Raw genomic sequence first — 18,314 nt, forward strand, 5'->3', positions numbered from 1 at the left:
CTGACTTGGGGCGGAACCGGCTCAGGCCGGGGCTCGTCGAGGGGTCGAGGGCGCAGGCCGCGCCCGGGGGCAGCCCGGGAGGGCAACCTCACACGCGATGGTAAGGGTGATTGGCGTTGATGCTCCAGGCGCGGTAGAGCTGCTCGGCGAGCAGCACGCGTACCATGCCGTGGGGCAGCGTCAGGCTGGACAGGCGGATGAGCGTGTCGGCGCGCGATTTGAGGGCGGGGTCTAATCCGTCGGCGCCGCCGATCACGAAGGCCACGTCGCGTCCGTCCTGCTGCCAGCCGGTGAGCGACTGGGCCAGGCGCATCGTGGTGAGATCCAGCCCACGCTCGTCCAGGCAGACGAGGCGGCAGCCGCGCGGCAGGGCCGCCTCGATGCGCTGCGCCTCGGCGGCCATGACCGTCTCCGCCGTGCGGGAGTTGGAACGTTGCTCCGGCTTGATTTCCCTGAGCTCGATGCGCAGCTCGGGCGGCATGCGCTTGGCGTACTCGGCAAACGCCGTCTCGATCCAGCCGGGCATCTTGTGCCCGACTGCGAGGATGAACAGACGCATGGTGTGCGATGTGCCGGCTTACCTGGCCTTGCGGCGTGCCGGGGAGGGTGTGGCCGCCGCGTCGCCGTCGTCTTCCTCGTCGTCGTCCGCTTCCGCGCTTGCCTTGGCGCCGGCCCGGGTGCCCGCGGCCTTCAGGCGCACCGGCTTCTCGCCCCAGATTTCTTCGAGGTTGTAGTACTGGCGCAGTGCCGGTTGCATGATGTGCACGATGGCGTCGCCGGTGTCGACCAGCACCCATTCGCCCACGTCCTCGCCCTCCATGCTCACGATGTCGCCGCCGCCGGCCTTGACCTTGTCGCGCACGCTCGCGGCGAGCGCCTTGGTTTGGCGGTTGGAAGTGCCGCTCGCGATGATCACGCGGTCGAACAGTGCGGTCAGGTGCGAGGTGTTGAACACCTTGATGTCCTGGGCCTTGACGTCTTCGAGAGCGTCGACGATGAGGCGCTGAAGTTTGCGAATATCCATAGTGCGTCTTTTGGGTGAAACGGGGTGCGCGTGGCGGGGCCCGGGAAGAGCCGGGGATTGTCAGGCGCGATACAGGTGCTGCGCGCGGATGTACTGCCACACGGATTCGGGCAGGTTCGCCGGGGGCGTGGCCGCGTCTCGCGCGTGCGCCAGCGTGGCGCGCAACTCGGTGGCGGAAATGTCGACGGCCAGTGAGTCGTCGATCAGGATGCCGCCGCATGGCGTGGATTGTACCCCGAGCGCGGACTTCTCCCGCTCGGCGAACATCTCGCGCAGCGTCGGCGATGCCGTCTCGCGGCTGAAACCGGGACGCGCCGCCGCACAGACGTGCGCGTAATCGAACAACTCACGCCAGGCGTGCCACGTGTCGAGCCGCACCAACTGGTCCGAGCCGATCAGCAGCGAGAGCGAGGCGTCGGGGCCGGCGTCGGCGCGCAGCTCGCGCAGCGTGTCGACGGTGTAGCTCGGCCCCGCGCGCTCGATCTCGCGCGTGCTGACGATCAACTGCGTGGCCGGTTGTGTGCGGGCGAGTTCTGCCGCGAGCCCTTCGGCGGCCAGCCGCGTCATGGCCAGACGATGCTCGGCCGCGGTGCTGCCGTGCTTTTGCGGCTGCTGGCCGGCGGGCATGAGTACCAGTTCGTCGAGCGCCAGGGTGCGGGCGAACAGGGCGCCGAGCGCGAGATGGCCGGTGTGGATGGGGTCGAACGTGCCGCCCAGCACGCCGATGCGCCGCCGTGGGGCGATGGGTGCCGTGCCGGCGGCGGGGGAGAATACGGTCATGCGCAGCCCGCCCCTTACACCCACTCGCGGCGCACGAGGAAGTCCGTGTACAGCCTGGCTTCGGGCGTGCCCGGCTCCGGCTTCCAGTCGTAGTGCCACTTCACGATCGGTGGCATCGACATCAGGATCGACTCGGTGCGCCCGCCCGATTGCAGGCCGAAGTGCGTGCCGCGGTCCCACACCAGATTGAATTCGACGTACCGGCCGCGCCGATGCGCCTGGAAGTCGCGCTCGCGCTCGCCGTATGGCATGCCGCGTCGGCGCTCGATGATCGGCACGTAGGCGTCGAGAAACGCGTCGCCCACGCTTTGCATGACGCCGAAGCCCGTCTCGAAGCCCCCGCCCGAGAAGTCGTCGAAGAAGATGCCGCCTATGCCGCGCGGCTCCTGACGATGCTTCAGATAGAAGTACTCGTCGCACCACGCCTTGAAGCGCGGATACCACTCGGCGCCGAACGGATCGAGCGCGTTCTTGCACGTCTGATGGAAATGCCGGCAGTCGTCCTCGAACGGGTAGTAGGGCGTGAGGTCCATGCCGCCGCCGAACCAGAACGCCGGCGCCTCGCCGGGCGCGGTGGCGATCAGGATGCGCACGTTGAAATGCACGGTCGGGCAGTACGGATTGCGCGGGTGCAGTACCAGCGAGACGCCGAGCGCCTCGAAGCCGCGGCCGGCCAGTTCGGGACGCGACGCGCTCGCCGAGCCCGGCAGCTTGTCGCCAACCACGTGGGAGAAGTTCACGCCGCCGCGCTCGAAGAAGTCGCCGTCGTCGAGCACGCGGGTGCGGCCGTCACCGCGCAGGGCGCTGTCGGCCGGGCGTTGCCAGTCGTCAGCGAAGAAGCGTTTGCCGTCCAGGCGCTCGAGCGTCTCGACGATGCGCTCCTGAAGCCCGAGAAGATAAGTGCGAACGGCTGCCGTATCCGGCGCCGAGGCAGCGTCCTGCGCTGTCATTCTGTGACGTCCCCATGCGTGTTCATTACCGCGATTGTACCGGCAGCCACGCATTCGGGGGCGGGCGCCGGCGACAGACGGGAGTGCTCCGTGCCGCCGGCATGACTTGCATCAAGGCGCCGGGGCGTTGGGCAGCGTGCCGGCGGGGGCGGCGGCGCCTGTTGCCGGCACGGCTCGCACCGCACCGGCGCCCAGCTCGCCCGGCGGCGGCATGAGGATCTGACGCGGCGCGGGCACCGGCCACTGCGCCGTGCCGCCCACTTCCGAGATCGCCCGGTTGGTGTCGAAGTACACCTGCCAGTAATCGCGATTGTGGCAGTAGGGCCGCACGGCGAGCACCGGGCCGGCCGGGTTGAACTCGAGAATCGCGACGTCGACCGCAGGCGTGCTCATCACGTTCGGAATTTGCGCAATACGCGCCTTCAGACGCGCGATGGCGTCCTGCACGTCCACCGTATGGGCCAGTTGCGCGGTCAGATCGACGCGCCGGAACGCGTTCGCGTCGTACACCGTGATGTTGTCGCTGAAGACCTTCGTGTTACCGACGTACACGCGCAGATTGTCGGCGGTGGTGAGGGTGGTGACGAAAAGGCCGATTTCATCGACGACGCCGGTCACGCCGCCGGCGCTGATCATGTCGCCGGTCTTGAATGGGCGCAGGACGATCAGGAAGATGCCCGAGGCGAAGTTCGACAGCAGCCCCGACCACGCCGCGCCGATAGCGACGCCGGCGGCGGCGAGCAGTGCGGCGAAGGACGTCGTTTCGATGCCGCAGACGCTGAGGATCGACAGAATGAGGGCGATGCGCAACGCGATGCGCAGCGTCGATTCGGTGTAGCGAACGAGGGTCGGATCGATGGCGCGGCGAGACATTGCGCTTCGCACGAGCCGTGCCACGAGGTTGATGACGATGCCGCCGACGATCCAGATGACGACGGCCATGACGATCTTCAGGCCGAACGGCACGAGATAGTCGTTGACCAGCTTGTTGAGGTCGAACATGTGAGTCTCCATCGAGCGAGAGATCCGTCAGGAAAACTGCATGAGTTGCGCCGGGCCGGCCGCAGCCGCGATGCTCGGGGCATCACGTCGCGCCAGCGTGCCAACTTGGCTTGCGCTTGTCAATCGCGGCCCGGCACTCTCTCGGGGCTGAAACTTCGGCGCCCGGAGGTCCGCGTGCCGGACTTCGGGCGCCAAACGACAACGGCCCGGGGGACTCGACGTCCTCCGGGCCGCGGCAGAGCGGGGCGGTGGCGTTGGCGCTGGCCGTCGCCGCCTCCCCGGACGGTGACTTACTCGGGCTTGCGCGTGAGCGCGCGGTTGCCGATGTCGTGGCGATACTGCATGCCGTCGAAGTTGATCTGATTGACGGTCTGATACGCCACGCTTTGCGCGCCGCGCACCGTGTCGGACAGGCCGACCACGCACAGCACGCGCCCGCCAGTGACCGACAGCACGTCGTTCTCGAACTGCGTGCCGGCATGGAACGTCACGCAATCGGCCGTCTCCGCCGGAATCTCCGAGATGCGATCGCCCTTGCGCGGATTGTCGGGATAGCCGTGCGCGGCGAGCACCACGCCCAGCGCGTAACGGCGGTCCCAGTCGAGCTCGACCTTGTCGAGCGTGCCGGCGATCGCGTGCTCGACCACCACCGAGAAGTCGCCCTTCAGGCGCGCCATGATCGGTTGCGTCTCGGGGTCGCCCATGCGGCAGTTGAACTCGAGCGTCTTGATGTTGCCTTGCGCGTCGATCATCAGACCGGCGTACAGGAAACCGGTGTAGCGAATGCCGTCGGTCTCCATGCCGCGCACCGTCGGCAGGATGATTTCGCGCATTACGCGGGCATGGATCTGCGGCGTCACGATCGGCGCGGGCGAGTAGGCGCCCATGCCGCCCGTGTTGGGGCCCTGATCGTTGTCGAGCAGGCGCTTGTGGTCCTGCGACGTGGCCAGCGGCAGCACGTTCTTGCCATCGACCATCACGATGAAGCTCGCTTCCTCGCCCTCGAGGAACTCCTCGATGACCACGCGGGCGCCGGCGTCGCCGAGCTTGTTGTCGGCGAGCATGGCGTCCACGGCGCTGTGCGCTTCCTCGAGCGACATCGCCACCACGACGCCCTTGCCGGCGGCCAGGCCGTCGGCCTTGATGACGATCGGCGCGCCCTTGGCGTCGATGTAGGCGTGCGCCCTGGCGGCGTCGGAGAACGTTTCGTAATCGGCGGTCGGAATGCCGTGGCGTTTCATGAACGCCTTGGCGAAGTCCTTCGACGATTCGAGCTGCGCCGCTTCCCTGGTCGGTCCGAAGACTTTCAGGCCGCGGGCGCGGAAGATATTGACGATACCGGCGGCGAGCGGCGCTTCCGGCCCGACCACCGTAAGGGCGATGCCTTCGCGTGCGGCGAACTCGGCCAGCACGTTCGGATCGCTGATCGGCACGTTGCGCAGGCGCTCGTCGAGCGCCGTGCCGCCGTTGCCCGGAGCAACGTACACGATTTGAATGCGCGGCGATTGGGCAAGCTTCCACGCCAGCGCGTGTTCGCGGCCGCCCGAGCCGACAACCATGATCTTCATCTTATTCCTCGATGACGGCGTTGGTGAACACTTCCTGCACGTCGTCGAGATTTTCGAGCGCGTCGAGCAGCTTCTGCATCTTCACGGCGTCTTCGCCGGTGAAGACCACTTCGGTTTGCGGCTTCATCGTGACTTCGGCGACCTCGGCCTTCAGTCCGGCCGCTTCGAGCTTGGCCTTGACGGCCTGGAAGTCGTTGGGCGGGCAGATCACTTCGAAGCTGCCGTCGTCGTTGGTGATGACGTCGTCCGCGCCCGCGTCGAGTGCGACTTCCATCAGCTTGTCTTCCGGTGTTTCGGGCGAGAACAGGAACTGACCGCAGTGCGTGAACAGAAACGACACCGAGCCGTCGGTGCCCATGTTGCCGCCGAACTTCGAGAACGCGTGGCGCACTTCCGCGACCGTGCGGGTGCGGTTGTCCGTCATCGTGTCGACGATCACGGCCGCGCCGTTCAGGCCATAGCCTTCGTAGCGGATTTCCTCGTAGTTGGCGCCGTCCAGACCGCCGATGCCGCGGTCGATGGCGCGCTTGACGTTGTCCTTGGGCATGTTCGCGTCGGCCGCTTTTTCGATGGCCAGACGCAGGCGCGGGTTGCTGTCGGCGTCGCCGCCGCCGAGGCGCGCCGCCACGGTGATTTCCTTGATCAGGCGTGTCCAGACCTTACCGCGCTTGGCATCGGCTGCCGCTTTCTTGTGTTTGATGTTGGCCCATTTGCTATGACCCGCCATGAATTTCTCCGTCGTGCCGCGCAGTGCGGCAAAGTATGCGCTGTGGCCGCCAGAATCCGGCGCGACCAGCCGTTGAAACGGGAGCGCCCGCCACCACCGGGGTCGCGGGCGCCCGAAAACCAGTTGCCCTCATTTGCCCAATTGTCCCGTGGCGCCCGAGGCGCACCGCGTGCGAATCGGGCCGGGACGGGCCAAGCGGCGACGTGCCGCTATAATCGAAGGCAATTTTATCATGCCGCCGCGCCGTGCCACGGGTGTTTGCTGCGCCGTGTCACGGGGCAGGCAGGCGTCTACCGCCGAGGTCGCTCATGCCCCGCAAGTCCGTGCCGCCGCAAGTGCCGTCCGCCGCTTCCCCTGCCGCCGCCGCGCCTGCGGCCGTCGCCAGCGCTGCCGACGCCGCTGCCGCGGCCCCCATCGCACCCACTGTCCCCACGCCTTCGCCCGCTGCGTCAGCGGCGCCCGCTCCGGCGCCCGGCGGCGCGAGCGCCGCGCAGGAGGCGGGCGACCGGCTCGTCATTGCCCGCAACGCCCAGCATGTGCTCGGCCTGCTGCCGGCCATGGGCAACCGCCACGGCCTGATCACCGGCGCGACGGGCACCGGCAAGACCGTCACGCTGCAGGTGATGGCGCAGGCCTTTTCGGACATCGGCGTGCCGGTGTTCCTCGCCGACGTGAAGGGTGACCTGACGGGTATCACGCAGCCCGGCACGCAGACGCCCAAGCTCCAGGAGCGCATCGCCAATCTCGGCTTCGACACGCCGCACTGGCACGGCAGCCCCGCCACGCTGTGGGATGTGTTCGGCGAGCAGGGGCACCCGGTGCGCGCGACCGTCTCCGATCTCGGCCCGCTGCTGCTCGCTCGCCTGCTCGGTCTGAACGAGACGCAGAGCGGCGTGCTCAATCTCGTGTTCAAGATTGCCGACGACAACGGTCTGCTGTTGCTCGACAGCAAGGATCTGCGTGCCATGCTGCAGCACGTGGGCGACAACGCCTCCGCGTTCACCACGCAGTACGGCAATATTTCGGCCGCCTCGGTCGGCGCGATCCAGCGCGGGCTGCTCACGCTCGAGCAGCAGGGCGCCGACAAGTTCTTCGGTGAGCCGATGCTCAACATCGAGGACTTCATGCAAACCGACGCGCAGGGGCGCGGCGTCGTCAATATCCTCGCGGCGGACAAGCTGCTCGGCGCACCGCGCATCTACGCGACCTTCCTGCTGTGGCTGCTCGCCGAACTGTTCGAGCGGCTGCCGGAGGTGGGCGATCCCGAGAAGCCGAAGCTCGTCTTCTTCTTCGACGAAGCGCACCTGTTGTTCAACGAAGCGCCCAAGCCATTGCTCGAGCGCATCGAGCAGATGGTGCGGCTCATCCGTTCGAAAGGCGTGGGCGTGTACTTCGTCACGCAAAACCCGGTCGATGTGCCCGACACCGTGCTGGGGCAGCTCGGCAACCGAGTGCAGCACGCGTTGCGCGCCTATTCGCCGCGCGACCAGAAGGCCGTGAAAGTGGCCGCGCAGACCATGCGCGCCAACCCCGCGCTCGACATCGAAACGGTGATCGGCGAGCTCGGCGTGGGCGAGGCGCTGGTCTCGCTGCTCGACGAGAAGGGGCGTCCTGCCGTGACCGAACGCGCGTTTATCGCGCCGCCGGCGTCGCGCATCGGGCCCATCACGGCGCAGGAGCGTGCGGCGCTCATGGCGGCCTCGCTCGTCGCCGGCGTCTATGAGAACGCAGTGGATCGCGAGTCGGCCTACGAAAAGCTGGTTGGACGCACGCAGTCGCGCCAGCCGGAGACGCCGGCCGGCGGCGAGGCACGCGACGGCGCTTCGGGCGGCGGTCTGCTCGACACGGTGAAAGACTCGCTCGGCGGACTGCTGGGCGGCGCCGGCAGCTCGCGGCGCAAGGACACGGCCATCGAAGCGATGGTTAAGAGCACGGCGCGCACCGTGGGCAGCCAGTTGGGGCGCGAGATCGTGCGCGGCGTGCTCGGCAGCATTTTCGGCGGCAGCCGACGCCGTTGAGATAACCGCGAAACCGCGGTCCCGCCAAGCGTCAGCCGCGCCCGGGATTGCCGGTTTCGCCAGGCCTGCGTCAATCCATGTCGCTGAAATCTTCACTGGAGCCGGTACGCACCGGTGTCGCCCACGATCCGTTGTGGCTGCGCGCCGCGCCGCTCATCTTCCTGTTTCTGTGGTCGGTCGGCTTCACCGTCGCCAAGATCGGTCTGGCGTATGCCGACGCCCTGACGTTCCTCGCACTGCGCTATGGCCTGGTGCTGGTGCTGCTCGCCCCGCTGGCGCTCGTCATGCGCCCGCCGTTGCCCAGGAGCGCGGCGGCGTGGGGGCATCTCGTCGTCATCGGCCTGCTCATTCAGGCGCTGTACTTCAGCATGACGTATCTCGCGCTGCGCATGGGCGTCTCGGCGGGCAGCGTTGCGCTGATCACGTCGCTGCAGCCCATTCTCGTGGCGCTGGCCGCGCCGTATCTGGTGGGCGAGCGCGTGAGCGGGCTGAACTGGGTCGGCCTCGGGCTGGGGCTGGCCGGGGCGGCGCTCGTCATCGTGGCGCGCTCGGCCGTGGAGGCCACTTCCGTGCCGGGACTCGTGCTGACCTTCGTGGCGCTGGGCGCGATCACCGGCGGCACGCTGTATGAGAAGCGCTTCGGCGTGGGGCAGCATCCGATCACGTCGAACCTCGTGCAATACGCCGTCGGGTTTGCCGCGACGCTGCCGCTCGCGTGGTGGCTCGAGCCGATGCACATCGAATGGACGTGGCAGCTCGGCCTGTCCCTAGTCTATCTGGTGATCGGCAATTCGATCGTCGCGATCTCGCTGTTGCTGGCGATGATCCGGCGCGGCGAGGCCTCGCGCGTATCGGCGCTGTTTTTCCTGGTGCCGCCGGCCGCGGCGCTCGCGGCATGGGCCATGGTCGGCGAACACATGCCGCCGCTGGCATGGGGCGGCATGGTGTTGGCAGCCGTGGGCGTGGCCATGGCCACGCGCCGCAAAGCCCGAAATGGATGATCGCCGCCCGCCCCATCCCCAGCCGCAGAAAAAAAGCCCCGGACCGGGGCTTTTTTGCGATAGCGCCGCGCGTTCAGTTCTTGGTGCCGAACAGGCGGTCGCCGGCGTCTCCCAGGCCCGGGATGATGTAGGCGTGATCGTCGAGACGCTCGTCGAGCGAGGCCACGTACAGCTTCACGCCCGGATGCGCATCGTGGAACACCTTCACGCCCTCGGGCGCGGCCACCAGTGCGAGGAACGCGATGTTCTCTTCTTCCACGCCGCGCTTGCGCAGTACGTCCACGGCATGCACGGCCGAATAGCCCGTGGCGACCATCGGGTCGCACAGAATGAAGCGGCGATCGGCAACGTCGGGCAGACGCACGAGGTATTCGACCGGACGATGCTGCTCGTCGCGATACACGCCGATATGGCCGACGCGCGCCGAGGGCACCAGGTCGAGCAGGCCGTCGCTCATGCCGACGCCGGCACGCAGCACCGGCACGATGGCGAGCTTCTTGCCCGCGATGACGGGAGCGTCCATGTCGACCATGGGCGTGCTGATGTGCTCGGTCGTGAGCGGCAGATCGCGCGTGATCTCGTAGCCCATGAGCAGGGTGATCTCGCGCAGCAGGCCGCGGAACGTGCGCGTCGAGGTTTCCTTGTCGCGCATGTGCGAGAGCTTGTGCTGGATCAGCGGGTGATCGCAGATGTAGAGGTTCGGAAAGCGTGTGTCTTGTTTCATGGCTGGCGATCTGGGGCTGGGCTGATGAGCGGGGCCGCCTTTGGGCCCGCCTTCGGCCGACATTGAGCCGACATTGAGCCCAAATTGGGGCGATATGGGGCGATATGGGGCGATATGGGGCGGTACATAACCGGCATGGGCCGCATGGCCGCGATTTTAGCCGATGCGGGCGCGCCGGGGCCGGTTTCCGCGCGCCGGCACGAGAAAATACCCGGCGCCGGGTGCGGCGTGTCGCACAGGTCGGGCGCGGCAATCTGCCGGCGGGCGGCGATAGACGAGAGACACAGCGGCGCGCGCACGATTCCCTTAGAATCGTTGCAAGACGGCGGCACGGCCGCACTTGTCCAATGCATTATCTGTCTCGAAGGCTGAACATGGATCTGGGTATCAAAGGGCGCACGGCACTGGTGTGCGGCGCCAGCAAGGGGCTGGGGCGCGCTTGCGCGCAGGCGCTCGCCGAAGCGGGCGTGAATGTCGTGATCGTCGCGCGTACCGCAGATGCGCTCGCGGCGGCGGCCGACGACATCCGCGCCTCGACAGGCGTGCAGGTCACCGCAGTGGCCGCCGACATCACCACGCCGCCCGGCCGCGAGCGGGCCCTGGCGGCATGCCCGTCGCCCGACATCCTGGTGACCAACGCGGGCGGCCCGCCGCCGGGTGACTTCCGCGACTGGCAGCGCGACGACTGGATTCGCGCGCTCGACGCCAACATGCTCACGCCCATCGAACTGATCAAGGCGAGCGTGGACGGCATGATCGCGCGCCGCTTCGGACGCATCGTGAACATCACGTCGTCCGCGGTGAAGGCGCCCATCGACATTCTTGGGCTGTCCAATGGTGCGCGCTCGGGCCTGACGGGCTTCGTCGCCGGACTGGCGCGCACCACGGTCGCGCACAACGTCACCATCAACAACCTGCTGCCGGGCGCATTCGACACCGATCGGCTGGCCGGCACGATGAAAGCCTGGGCCGACAAGAGCGGGCAGACGGTGGACGAAGCGCGCAGCAAGCGCGCCAACGCGATTCCGGCGCGTCGCTTCGGCCGGCCGGACGAGTTCGGCGCCGCCTGTGCCTTCCTGTGCAGCGCGCAAGCCGGCTACATCACCGGCCAGAACATGCTGATCGACGGCGGCGCCTATCCGGGCACCTTTTGATCCTCCTGCGACCCTTTCCAGACAGCCCCGCGCGGGGCTGCGACATCTTCGATGACCGTCTCCCACGAATCCCGCGACCCGGGTGTTCCGAACGTTCCCATGGTCCGCATTGCGCTCATCGCGCACGACAAGAAAAAGGACGAAATTCTCGCCGTGGCACGCGACTACGTCGACGTGCTGCGCAAATGCCGGCTCCTGGCAACGGGGACGACCGGCGGGCGCATCGCCAATGAACTGGGGCTGGAAGTCGAGCGCATGCTCTCCGGCCCCCACGGCGGCGACCTGCAGATCGGCGCGCAACTGGCCGAGGGGCGCGTGGACATGGTGCTCTTCCTGCGCGACCCGATGACGCCGCAGCCGCACGAGCCCGACATCAACGCCCTCGTGCGCGCCTGCGACGTGCACAACGTGCCTTGCGCGACCAACAGCGCGACGGCGCGCCTGCTGCTCGAACAACTGATCGTGCGCCTGGCGGCAATGCCGCCGGCGATCCGCACATAACCCTGAAGGAAAGGAGCGAGGATGACCAAGGCAATCCGCATTGAACAGAACGGCGGCCCCGAGGTGATGCAGTACGTCGACGTCGAAGTCGGCGAACCAGGCCCCGGCGAGGCGCGTGTGCGCCATCAGGCCGTCGGACTGAACTACATCGACGTCTATTTCCGCACCGGTCTCTACCCGCAGCCACTGCCTGCCGGACTCGGCATGGAAGCAGCCGGCGTGGTGGAAGCGGTCGGCGAGGGGGTGACGCACGTGAAACCGGGCGATCGTGTGGCTTACGCGAGCCGACCGTGCGGCGCCTACTCGCAGGCGCGCGTCATGCCGGCCGCGCCGCTCGTGCGCCTGCCCGACACCATCAGTGACGAGCAGGCCGCCGCGATGATGCTGCAGGGCATGACGGCCCAGTATCTGCTGCGTCGCACATACCCGGTGAAGGCCGGCGACACCATCCTCATTCACGCGGCGGCAGGCGGGGTGGGCCTGATCGTGTGCCAATGGGCGAAGGCGCTCGGCGCCACGGTGATCGGCACGGTGGGCTCCGACGAAAAAGCGGCGCTCGTGCGCCAGTACGGCTGCGACCATCCGATCGTCTACACGCGCGAGAATTTCGTGGAGCGCGTCAAGGAGATCACGGGCGGCGAGGGCGTGCCGGTGGTCTACGATTCGATCGGCAAGGACACCTTCATGGGTTCGCTCGACTGCCTGCGCCCGCTGGGCACGATGGTCAACTTCGGCAATGCGTCGGGGCCTGTCACGCAGATCAACACCGCGGACCTCGTCTCGCGCGGCTCGCTGTTCTTCACGCGTCCGACGCTTTTCAATTACACCGCGAAGCGCGCCGATCTCGAGGCCACGGCGAACGAGTTGTTCGATGTCGTTGCGAGCGGCAAGATCAGGATCGAAGTCAATCAGCGCTATGCGCTGGCCGACGTGGCGCAGGCGCATCGCGATCTCGAAGCGCGCAAGACCACTGGCTCGACGCTGCTCATGCCTTGAGCTCACCCGGGCATCGGAAACGCAGAAAAGGGACGCCTTGGCGTCCCTTTTTGCATGGCCGGCGCCCGTGAAGGCGGTGCGGCTCAGGCGCGCTGCGTGAACACGTGAGCCCGCGCGTCCTCGCGAACGTCGGTCGGCAAACGCCCGATCAGCCAGTGCAACACCATGCCGATCACCACCGCGTCGTCGAGCAGACCGAACACCGGCACGAAGTCGGGGATCAGGTCGAACGGGCTGAGGAGGTATGCCGCGAGCAGCGCGACTGCCGGCAACAGCCAGCGTGGGCGGCGGGGATCACGGACCGCATGCCAGAGGATGCGGAAATCGTGGCGGGCAATCTGCCACAGACGGAGGAAACGCTTCACTTGCAGACTCCTGGGACGGATGAACCCACCGACAAGGCGGGCGATGTGCGCCATCGACATGAAAATGGCAGAAATGTCGGCTAACATCGCGCAACGTGCTCTGATTGTACGCGTGTGTCACCCGGTTTGCCGAAGCCCGGTGTGGTGCGCCCACATGGCGTTCAGCGTCGCGAAGTCGCGCACCGCAGTTGGACAGTCCTTACGTGATGCGGTTCATCGAGGCTTTTCGGACACGACTGACAGCCTCGTCGCGCTTTGCCGTGCTTGCCACCCCTTGCCGCCCCTTGCCGCCCCTTGCCGCCCCATAACGCTCCCTAACGCCCCTTGCCGCCCCTTAACGCCCCCTGGCTTCCCGGTTGCGGCGGGGTCGGGGCGGCGGGATAATTTCCCAGCCGCAATGGTCAATTCTTTTTTCCCCTTCGCGGACGCCATCAAAACGCCATCATGACCGACGCTCAAGATCCGAAATCGCCGCAGCAGCCCCCCGAGTCCCAGAAACCTGACAACGAGACGAGCAAGAGCGCGACCCCGCCGGAAAAGCGCCCGGCGACCGATTCCGGTTCCGCGTCGCCTGCGCATGAGGCTTCGCAGGAGCCCGCGCAAGGATCCGATTATGTCGAGCCCGCGTCGTCGAGCTCGGCGCATCCGACGGCCAAACCGGTCGCCGGCACGGCGGAGGGCTCCTCGGGCATGCCGCCGAACCCCGACACGCTCACACGGCCTGCCGCCTCGTCGGGCGCGGCGGCGGCCGGGGAGGCGAAGTCCGCTTCGCAGTCCGCCTCACAGCCCACTTCGCAGTCCGCGTCACAGCCCACTCGCTCAACACAGGCCACGACGAGAGGGCCGGCCGCCGAAGTGGCCTCCGACAGCAACCCCATCGGCAAGCCGGCACCCGCGTCGCGAGAAGACGTCAAGGCTGCCGGCACGGGTAGCGCGGGCGGCAGCATCGGTGGAACGGACGCCGTCGGCAGCGGTGCGGACGAAGCCGCCGGCGCCAGTCGCGGCACCGGGCAGGGCGCTGGCGGCGGCGGTGGCGAGCCGCCCCATCAGCCAGCATTTGGCACCACACCGCGGCCCGGCAGTCCGTCGTCGATGGGCGGCCAGCCGTCGTACCTGCAAGCGGGCGATTCGCCGTGGTCGGTCCTGCGCCGCATCATGTCCGCGCGTTTTCGCGCCTGGTACGACCGTGCCGGACAGCGCATCACGCAGCGCACGCTGAAGATCGGCATCTCGGCGCGCATCTTCCACCCGGAGCCCGGCTCGAAGGGGCTGCGCAGCAAGACGCTGCAATACCTCGAAGAGTCCATCGCGCACTGGGTAATGTCGCGCGACGTGCTGGTGTTCATGATCCCGACCGTCGACACGCAGGGTTTGCTCCACCCCAGCCACATCCGCCTGCACGATTACGCGAAGCACCTGGACGGACTGGTGCTGCAAGGGGGCGCCGACGTGTCGCCGCTCACCTACTCTGAAGTCGCGACGCGCCACGAGTGGCAGGGCGACCGCATGCGCGACATGTACGAGCTCGAGCTGCTGCACGAGTTCGTGGAGCAGGGCAAGCCGATCCTCGGCGTGTGCCGCGGCTGCCAGTTGATCAACGTGGCGTTCGGCGGCACGCTGCACCAGGACATTGCGACCGATCTGCCGGAAGCTATCCCGCATGTGACGGAAACATACGAGCACAATCGCCATACGTTGACGTTCCCCGAGGGGTCGTCGCTCGCGCAGATGCTCGGGCCGGTAGATGTGCCGATCGTGAACTCGATTCACCACCAGTCCGTGAAGACGTTGGGACGCGATCTGAGCGTAGAGGCGGTGTGTGCCGAAGATGGGGTGGTCGAAGCCATCCGCTATCGCAAGGCGCCGTTCGTGATGGGCTTGCAGTGGCACCCGGAATTCCACCGCGCGGGCGGCCCGGAATTCCTCGACTGCACGCCGGTGCTCGACAACTTCCTGCGCGCGGCGCGCGAGACGCGCTTCTGATCCTCGGCACGCCGCCGGCCGGCATTGCCGGCCAGCTCGCTAACGAGCATCGTGCAAATGAAAAAAGGCTGAGTTCCGGGGAACTCAGCCTTTCTTTCGTCAAGAACACCGGAAAACGGCCCCGGTGTTCACGCCGCCTGGATTAGAAGCGGTGACGGATACCCGTGCCCACAACGGTTTGCGAGTTGTTCGACGACATACCGCCGGCCGCGCCGATACCCGCTGCGAGGTTGGTACCTTCGTTGTCGGAGATGTGCTGGTACGAACCGGTCAGGTACACATCGGTGCGCTTCGACAGACGGTAGTCAGCTTGCAGCGTAACGGTGTGGAACTTCGGCTTCTTGTCGGTCGAGTCTTGCTTGGCCATCGTGTAGGTGTACGCGGCCGACAGCGAGACTGCCGGGGTCAGCATGTAGCGACCGTTGACTTCGAAGTTGTCGAACTTCAGACCGTCGTTGTTGAAGCCGACTGCGGTGCTGTTGTAGTTGATGCCGGACAGACCCTGGATTTGCGTGTGGGTGTACACCAGGCCGACGGTTGCCGGGCCGAAGGCGTAGTTACCACCAATACCCCAGACGCGTTGCTTCGATGCGTTGAACACCGAGTCGCCGCCAGCCGACGTGTCGACTGCACCGCTCGTGTTGTTGTTGCCCGGGTTGCCTTGACGCTCAAGGTAAGCGGCAGCCACCGTCAGCGGACCGTTTGCGTAGTTCACGCCGGCGCTGAATGCACGGTTGTTGGCGAAGTCGCCGGCCTTGTTCGAGAAGCCATACAGGCCGCCGAAGGTCAGGCCGTTGTAGTTGGCGCTCGAGTACTTGACCGAGTTGTTCACACGGAACGAGTTGTTCGTGTTGTCGTTATCGTACGGGTGCGATGCGATCGTGCCGCCGAACGACGAACCGTTCAGGGTGAGCGGTGCCAGGTAGTCGACGACCGAGTCATATTGACGGCCGAACGTCAGCGCGCCGAACTTGTCGTTCTGCAGGCCGACGAAGGCTTGACGACCGAACATGCGGTTGTTCTGGCCCAGGTTACCGTTGTTGATCGAGAAACCGTTTTCCAGCACGAAGATGGCCTTGTTGCCGCCACCCAGGTCTTCCGAGCCCTTCAGGCCCCAACGGCTGCCGTTGACCAGGCCGCTCGTTGCACGGAAGTTCTTCGAACCCGATGCGCCGATCGTGTTGGTCGAGTTGCTGGTGTACGAAACACCGGCGTCGATCAAGCCGTACAGGGTGACGCTGCTTTGTGCGTGCGCGCCCACCGAGAACGCGCCGATGGCGGCCGCGGCAAGAAGAGTTTTTTTCATGGTTTAAGCTCCAGTAACGTGACACGAATCGCAGAATTCGCGTGAAAACAGAACGCGGCGAAACAGAACATGTCGAGGTGACGGTTTGTCATTCGCGGACCCGATCAAGTATCGGCACTGCTCTGTTGACAGGGGGCAGTGTATGAGTGGGCGGTACTCCCGCCTATTTCAGAATCCGCAAGAATCTATTTCAGATATGAGAACAATCCCGCGCATGTGCCGCAAAGCGTTGCCGCACAAGGGGTTGGCTTAGTTAAGCCTAGGCGAGAAACGGCAATGCAAGTGCCGTGTGTTGCGCTTGGGACACAGTATGAAGTGCCTGTCGAAGCGCGTGAGAAGCGTTGCCGAGCGTGGTCTTGCGCGCGACAGGTCCCTTGGGAGATAGTTCCGGCGCTGCGTGATCGTGTCGCAGCCGAGCGGTGCGCGCAAGCCGCGGCGAACGGCATGTGGCGACCGGTGTCGCGCTCACGGCGTCCCCCTCGAGCACAGGTGGCGCAGGCCGTGGCAAAAAGGCCTTTGTTTATGGAGTGTTACGCGACTATTGCAAGTCCCCGAATAATGCATTGCGTCGAATGATGACAATGATTTCGGGCTGCGCACCTATACTACGTTCCGCGAGAAGTAGACTTTTGCGTTGAGTGAAAAGTCTCCAAACCTTGGCGCGGCCTGCGTGGCCGCGCTTTTTTTTTTGCCCGCGATTTCCGCGGCGCTTCCGGTGCTGCTTTCGGCCGAACTTCATCGCACCTTTCGTTGTACTTTCGGCCGACCCTGCGGCTACGCGCAATATCCCGCGCGCAACGCTTCGCCGCAATCGCGCACGTGCGGGATGCTCAACTGCTTGAGCTTGCGATAGAGCGATGCGCGGCATACCCCGAGCGATCGGGCAGCAGCGGAAATATTCCATCGATGTTGCGAGAGCGCCTGCAGGATGCGCTCACGCTCCTGCGTTCGAGGCGACGCCGGTCCACGCGCGCCGACGAACGCGCTGCCGTGGGCGGGACCGAAAGCATCGGCACGCCCGCCGCCGATCGGACTCGCGCTCGGCAGGCGAGGCGCCTCGTCGAGCCGGGAAAAAGACGGCGACACCGGTGAAGACGCCGAGCCACGCGACATCGACCCTTCGGTCAGTTCAGGTGGCAAATCGCTTGCCCGCAGCACGTTTGCGTTCATGACGGCACACGCATAGCGCAGCGCCGCGCGCATCTGGCGCAGGTTGCCCGGCCATGCATGCGAGAGCAGGCACGTCATGGCCTGCGGCGATACGCGCTCGAGCGCCTCGTCCACATGCACACCCGGCCACTCGTCGCATAGCATGCGGCCGATCAGCTCAACCTTGTCGTCACGGTCGCGCAGCGTCGGCAGCGTGAGCACGCCGACCGCGATGCGGTAATACAGATCCTCCCGAAACACGCCCTGCGCGACAGCGCCCGGAAGATCCTGGTGCGTCGCACAGATGAGCTGGACGTCCACGGGCACCGGCTGGCTTGCGCCCAGCGGCGTGACTTCGCGCTCGGAGAGCACGCGCAGCAGGCGTGTTTGCAGCGCGAGCGGCATGTCGCCGATCTCGTCGAGAAAGAGCGTACCGCCGTCGGCCTGCTGCAGCTTGCCCTTCATGCCGCCGGGCAGCGCGCCGGAGAACGCGCCGCGTTGATAGCCGAACAGCTCGCTCTCGACGAGATGCTCCGGCAGCGAAGCCGTATTGATGGCAACGAACGATTGGGCGCGGCGCTCGCTGTATTCGTGCAGGGCGCGGGCAAGAAACTCCTTGCCTGTGCCGGTCTCGCCGAGGATCAGAATCGGCAGGCCGCGATCGACGAAGCGCTTGCCGCGCGCGAGCAGCTCGCGCATGCGAGCGTCGGTGCCGCACAGGTCGTCGATGGCGAGGTAGTCGGGGCGCATCCGGCTGGCGGCCGCTTGCATTGCCGGCGTCGTGGGGGACGGCGCACGGGCGAGGCGTTCGGCGAGGGCGGCAATGTTGCCGAATGCGGTGTTGGCGCTGGCCGTGGCGCGTTGGCCTTGGCCGACAGGTCGAGCGGGGGCAGGCGCTACAGCAAGGTGAGCGGGCATGACTTGTCTCCTTCTCGTATCGGTACGAAAGGGCGCCGTCGGTGGCTTGTGGCCTGGCGATTCCTGACGTTTCTTTATGTTGCGGCCTGCTCGGGTAGCGACCGCCAATGCAGGATACGTCCGCTCAGTCATAACATCCAATACAATA

17 protein-coding genes are annotated in these 18,314 nt (G+C 66.5%); 6 read left to right on the top strand and 11 right to left on the bottom strand.

Annotated elements, in window-relative coordinates; genetic code table 11:
* Positions 1 to 88: 88 nt before the first annotated feature.
* The 7 genes from rlmH to PNO31109_RS15775 all read right to left on the bottom strand — a co-directional run bounded on the left by rlmH (position 89) and on the right by PNO31109_RS15775 (position 6,051).
* Positions 89 to 559 carry a 23S rRNA (pseudouridine(1915)-N(3))-methyltransferase RlmH gene (rlmH, locus tag PNO31109_RS15745; protein WP_150556408.1) on the bottom strand — a complete coding sequence of 157 codons (471 nt, stop codon included), beginning with the start codon at positions 557 to 559 and terminating at the stop codon, positions 89 to 91.
* Positions 560 to 577: 18 nt separating this feature from the next.
* Positions 578 to 1,024 carry a ribosome silencing factor gene (rsfS, locus tag PNO31109_RS15750; protein ID WP_150556409.1) on the bottom strand — a complete coding sequence of 149 codons (447 nt, stop codon included), beginning with the start codon at positions 1,022 to 1,024 and terminating at the stop codon, positions 578 to 580.
* 60 nt (positions 1,025 to 1,084) lie between these two features.
* A complete protein-coding gene (locus PNO31109_RS15755; protein WP_150556410.1) occupies positions 1,085 to 1,804 on the bottom strand; it encodes a nicotinate-nucleotide adenylyltransferase in 720 nt (239 codons plus the stop codon).
* A gap of 14 nt (positions 1,805 to 1,818) precedes the next feature.
* Positions 1,819 to 2,754 carry an oxygen-dependent coproporphyrinogen oxidase gene (gene hemF / locus PNO31109_RS15760; RefSeq protein ID WP_150556411.1) on the bottom strand — a complete coding sequence of 312 codons (936 nt, stop codon included), beginning with the start codon at positions 2,752 to 2,754 and terminating at the stop codon, positions 1,819 to 1,821.
* 111 nt (positions 2,755 to 2,865) lie between these two features.
* Complete coding sequence (locus PNO31109_RS15765; protein ID WP_150556412.1) at positions 2,866 to 3,756, bottom strand: mechanosensitive ion channel family protein; 891 nt, start codon at positions 3,754 to 3,756, stop codon at positions 2,866 to 2,868.
* Between the two features lie 290 nt (positions 3,757 to 4,046).
* Complete coding sequence (purD, locus tag PNO31109_RS15770) at positions 4,047 to 5,324, bottom strand: phosphoribosylamine--glycine ligase (RefSeq protein ID WP_150556413.1); 1,278 nt, start codon at positions 5,322 to 5,324, stop codon at positions 4,047 to 4,049.
* 1 nt (position 5,325) lies between these two features.
* Positions 5,326 to 6,051: a YebC/PmpR family DNA-binding transcriptional regulator gene (locus PNO31109_RS15775; protein ID WP_150556414.1), complete on the bottom strand. Its 726-nt coding sequence runs from the start codon at positions 6,049 to 6,051 to the stop codon at positions 5,326 to 5,328.
* 308 nt (positions 6,052 to 6,359) lie between these two features.
* Here PNO31109_RS15775 and PNO31109_RS15780 point away from each other — a divergent pair, with 308 nt between their 5' ends.
* Positions 6,360 to 8,069, top strand: coding sequence for a helicase HerA-like C-terminal domain-containing protein (locus tag PNO31109_RS15780; protein WP_174966425.1), 1,710 nt, complete (start codon positions 6,360 to 6,362; stop codon positions 8,067 to 8,069).
* Between the two features lie 77 nt (positions 8,070 to 8,146).
* Positions 8,147 to 9,070 carry a DMT family transporter gene (locus PNO31109_RS15785; RefSeq protein ID WP_150556415.1) on the top strand — a complete coding sequence of 308 codons (924 nt, stop codon included), beginning with the start codon at positions 8,147 to 8,149 and terminating at the stop codon, positions 9,068 to 9,070.
* Positions 9,071 to 9,143: 73 nt separating this feature from the next.
* Here PNO31109_RS15785 and upp read toward each other — a convergent pair whose 3' ends face one another.
* Entirely contained in the window at positions 9,144 to 9,794 is a 651-nt protein-coding gene (upp, locus tag PNO31109_RS15790; RefSeq protein WP_150556416.1) for a uracil phosphoribosyltransferase, read from the bottom strand.
* Between the two features lie 374 nt (positions 9,795 to 10,168).
* On the opposite strand from upp, the gene PNO31109_RS15795 reads away from it, so the two are divergent.
* The 3 genes from PNO31109_RS15795 to PNO31109_RS15805 are packed head-to-tail and all read left to right on the top strand — an operon-like array spanning position 10,169 to position 12,445.
* Complete coding sequence (locus PNO31109_RS15795; RefSeq protein ID WP_150556417.1) at positions 10,169 to 10,948, top strand: SDR family oxidoreductase; 780 nt, start codon at positions 10,169 to 10,171, stop codon at positions 10,946 to 10,948.
* Positions 10,949 to 10,999: 51 nt separating this feature from the next.
* On the top strand, positions 11,000 to 11,449 hold the full coding sequence (locus PNO31109_RS15800; RefSeq protein WP_241014051.1) for a methylglyoxal synthase: 450 nt from the start codon (positions 11,000 to 11,002) through the stop codon (positions 11,447 to 11,449).
* Positions 11,450 to 11,470: 21 nt separating this feature from the next.
* Positions 11,471 to 12,445 carry a quinone oxidoreductase family protein gene (locus PNO31109_RS15805; protein WP_150556418.1) on the top strand — a complete coding sequence of 325 codons (975 nt, stop codon included), beginning with the start codon at positions 11,471 to 11,473 and terminating at the stop codon, positions 12,443 to 12,445.
* 83 nt (positions 12,446 to 12,528) lie between these two features.
* Here PNO31109_RS15805 and PNO31109_RS15810 read toward each other — a convergent pair whose 3' ends face one another.
* The gene (locus PNO31109_RS15810; RefSeq protein WP_244958188.1) at positions 12,529 to 12,810 is read right to left on the bottom strand and encodes a YkvA family protein; all 282 of its coding nucleotides are present in this window, start codon (positions 12,808 to 12,810) and stop codon (positions 12,529 to 12,531) included.
* A gap of 444 nt (positions 12,811 to 13,254) precedes the next feature.
* On the opposite strand from PNO31109_RS15810, the gene PNO31109_RS15815 reads away from it, so the two are divergent.
* Positions 13,255 to 14,793, top strand: a complete 1,539-nt coding sequence (locus PNO31109_RS15815) for a gamma-glutamyl-gamma-aminobutyrate hydrolase family protein (RefSeq protein ID WP_150556419.1) — start codon at positions 13,255 to 13,257, stop codon at positions 14,791 to 14,793.
* Between the two features lie 142 nt (positions 14,794 to 14,935).
* Here PNO31109_RS15815 and PNO31109_RS15820 read toward each other — a convergent pair whose 3' ends face one another.
* Entirely contained in the window at positions 14,936 to 16,099 is a 1,164-nt protein-coding gene (locus PNO31109_RS15820; protein ID WP_150556420.1) for a porin, read from the bottom strand.
* Between the two features lie 774 nt (positions 16,100 to 16,873).
* Entirely contained in the window at positions 16,874 to 18,166 is a 1,293-nt protein-coding gene (locus PNO31109_RS15825; RefSeq protein ID WP_306345267.1) for a sigma-54-dependent Fis family transcriptional regulator, read from the bottom strand.
* Positions 18,167 to 18,314: the final 148 nt, after the last annotated feature.

This window comes from Pandoraea nosoerga, from assembly GCF_902459585.1.
GTDB classification, from domain to species: domain Bacteria; phylum Pseudomonadota; class Gammaproteobacteria; order Burkholderiales; family Burkholderiaceae; genus Pandoraea; species Pandoraea nosoerga.